A 3,255-nucleotide genomic window follows, 5' to 3' on the forward strand; every position below is an offset into this window, starting at 1 on the left:
AGTTGTCCAAGAAGGTGAGTTTGAACTTGTCTGCAAATACGGAGATCGCTACCAAATCCACATTCTGCAGTGGCACCCTTACGATTTGGAAGGCTGGGACGGCTTTGTCTATCCATGGGCATTCAACATCCAAGAATACGCGCCAGTCGTTGGTAAGATTCACCTGCCACCGCCCGTACATCTTGTCTTCACCGCCAGAAACTTTGTCGTCTGCAACTTTGTGCCTCGCTTGTACGATTTCCACCCCCAGGCCATCCCCGCTCCGTACTACCACAGCAACATTGACAGTGATGAAGTGCTTTATTATGTGGATGGTGACTTCATGAGTCGTACGGGCATTGGGCCGGGTTACCTGACACTGCACAAAATGGGGGTGCCGCATGGCCCACAGCCTGGAAAAACAGAAGCATCCGTAGGCAAAAAAGAAACCTATGAATATGCCGTGATGGTCGATACTTTCCGACCGTTGCGCGTCACTGAGCATTTCCGGAGAGCCATGGATCCCGAATACAACCGTTCATGGCTTGAAAATCAAAACCGGTCATAACACAGGAGAGAGCATCATGAAAGAAGCACCCAATCCCATCGGTTTGCGCGGCATTGAGTTCACCGAGTTCTGCGCACCTGAGACAGACTTTATTGACAAGATCTTCAAAGATTTCGGCTTTTCTAAGCTGAAAAAATTCAAGGGAAAAGATATCGTTTATTACAACCAGAACGATATCCACTTCCTGCTCAACAACGAAAAGCAGGGCTTCTCGGCCAACTTCGCCAAGTCGCATGGCCCAGCCATCTCTTCAATGGGCTGGCGTGTCGACGACGCGCAGTTCGCGTTTGAAGAAGCTGTGCGCCGTGGCGCCAAACCCGCCGATGAATCGGTCAAAGATCTACCCTATCCCGCCATTTACGGCATTGGTGACAGCCTAATTTATTTCATCGATAAATTTGGTGATAAAGGCAGCATCTACGAGGAGGACTTTGAAGATCTCGACGAGCCCTTCATTCAGCCCGACAAAGGCTTCCTCGTGGTCGATCATCTGACCAATAACGTCTATAAAGGCACCATGGAAAAATGGGCCAACTTCTATAAAGAAGTCTTTGGCTTCTATGAAGTGCGTTATTTCGACATCAATGGCATCCAAACCGGTCTCGTTTCATATGCGTTACGCTCGCCCGACGGAAGCTTCTGTATTCCGATTAACGAAGGTAAAGACGACGACCGCAATCAGATTGACGAGTATCTGCGTGAATACAACGGGCCCGGCGTACAACACCTTGCTTTCCTGACCAACGACATCGTCGCATCACTCGATGCCATGGAAGGCACAGGCATTCAAACGCTGGATATCATCCCAGAGTATTACGATGACATCTTCGATAAAGTGCCAAACGTCAAGGAAGATCACGAAAAAATCAAACATCATCAAATTCTGGTCGATGGCAACGAAGACGGTTATCTTCTGCAAATCTTTACCAAAAACCTGTTTGGTCCGATTTTTATCGAAATCATCCAGCGCGAAAACAACCTTGGTTTTGGCGAAGGCAACTTCACCGCGCTGTTTAAATCCATCGAACTGGACCAAAAACGTAGAGGCGTTCTATAACGCATCCTCGCTTATGATAGACGGGCCAATTGGCCCGTCTTTTTTGCTATAGTCACCACCAAAGGCAATTAGTGCGGACATCTCATATGCTTGATCACGGGGTTGTCGAACATATTGTGAATCATTTTTTCATTCCACCCAGACCCGACATTTTAATGGCCATTCAAGAGGCCTGTCGCGCTGAAGATCCAGATATTGACCATTTAGCAACGCTTGTCAGCCGGGACATCACCCTTTCTGCAGCCGTCCTGAAACTACTCAATTCACCGTTTTTTGGCTTTCGGAGCAAGATTGAAAATATCAAGCAGGCGGCCATGATGCTTGGTACCAGCGGCATAGAATCCATAGCGACAGCGGTCCTGCTCAAGCGCGCCTTTGCTGGTCAAAGAGCATGTATTCCTATGGATCGCTTTTGGGAAGAGAGTCAGCAATCGGCTGATCTCATGTATGCCATTGGCCAGCAATTTCAGCTCGAACGGTATGTGCCTCTGGATCGACTTTACACCCTGGGACTCTTTTTTAACACTGGCAGCGCCGCTTTCGCCATTCGATTTGATGATTACCACGAGCTCATTGCACAAGCAGACCAAGATAACTCAATCTCGCTCATCGAATTAGAAGAACAGCACTACAAAACCGATCATGCGACCGTGGGTTATATCCTTGGCCGTACCTGGGGACTGACAAACGAAGTTCTTGAACTCATTCTAGAACATCATTCAAAGCGGTTTTTCACGCATACATCCGATATCGCACAACGCGTTGCCTGGGCAGCGCTTTGGCTAACACGCAATGTTAAACGTTATGTACGTCATCGTGACTTTCTGTCAGATTATGATGCGCTGCACAACAGCATTTTTGAATTACTCGGTATGACCGAAAGCGATTTCATCGATCTCGCCGAGGATGCCGAACAGCATTTCAGCGCATAAACAAAGGGGCGGAGGCCCCTTTGTTTATCTGGCGTATGTTACGATTAACCGCCACACTTTTTCGGCCCACCTTTACAGCTTCCGCTGCCACCTGAGCCACCACTGGAACCACCGCCAGAAGCGCTACAACCATTGGCATCCAGATACTGCTTGGCGGCCAAAGCCTGAATCAAGCCATATCCAGTGTAGTTGTCACGTCCCGGCGCGTCCAAATCCATCGCTGTGGCATCCAAGGCATTGCGAATGTCGGTCCCCGTACACGATGGGTGATAGGACCAAACCAATGCCGCGACACCCGTGACATGCGGTGTGGCCATTGATGTACCGCTCATGTAACCATAATCGGATGGTCCCACGGTCACCGTCGCCGTTTGACCGACGGCGGCTTTCAAGGCTGGTCCATCTTCTTGAGCCGCCCCCACTGTAGGAATGCTGGTTACATTCGTATCACCCAAGGTGCCGTATAACATGCCAGGCTCATTGTTATAGATGATGGCACCCACGCCGCCACTGTTCTCACAATTGAGCACCTTGTCATGGAAAGAGATGTTGCCACATTCAATCAGACAGATTTTTCCGGCTGCCCCGCTGTCTACAGCGTCGCCCAATCCGAAATCATACAAGGGGGCTGTTGCGGTTCCGGTATTTTCCATGGCGCTTACGTTGTATGGCGTACCACCCACCTCCGCGGATGCCATCGTAGCCATACCGGCAGGATA

At 49.6% G+C, this 3,255-nt stretch carries 4 protein-coding genes; 3 read left to right on the top strand and 1 reads right to left on the bottom strand.

Translation table 11 applies throughout. The features are described 5' to 3' along the window. The 3 genes from D6694_03255 to D6694_03265 form a co-directional block, all read left to right on the top strand. The coding region (locus D6694_03255; protein RMH46667.1) for a homogentisate 1,2-dioxygenase at window positions 1-547 on the top strand (547 nt) is incomplete at its 5' end. 16 nt (window positions 548-563) lie between these two features. Beyond that, the gene (gene hppD / locus D6694_03260; protein ID RMH46668.1) at window positions 564-1,604 is read left to right on the top strand and encodes a 4-hydroxyphenylpyruvate dioxygenase; all 1,041 of its coding nucleotides are present in this window, start codon (window positions 564-566) and stop codon (window positions 1,602-1,604) included. 86 nt (window positions 1,605-1,690) lie between these two features. Continuing rightward, the gene (locus D6694_03265) at window positions 1,691-2,536 is read left to right on the top strand and encodes an HDOD domain-containing protein (protein ID RMH46669.1); all 846 of its coding nucleotides are present in this window, start codon (window positions 1,691-1,693) and stop codon (window positions 2,534-2,536) included. Between the two features lie 44 nt (window positions 2,537-2,580). Here the strand turns inward: D6694_03265 and D6694_03270 are convergent. Further along, window positions 2,581-3,255 (bottom strand): alkaline serine protease (locus D6694_03270; GenBank protein RMH46670.1); only part of this gene is annotated, 675 nt, incomplete at its 5' end.

Source organism: Gammaproteobacteria bacterium (assembly GCA_003696665.1).
In the GTDB taxonomy this organism is placed as follows: domain Bacteria; phylum Pseudomonadota; class Gammaproteobacteria; order Enterobacterales.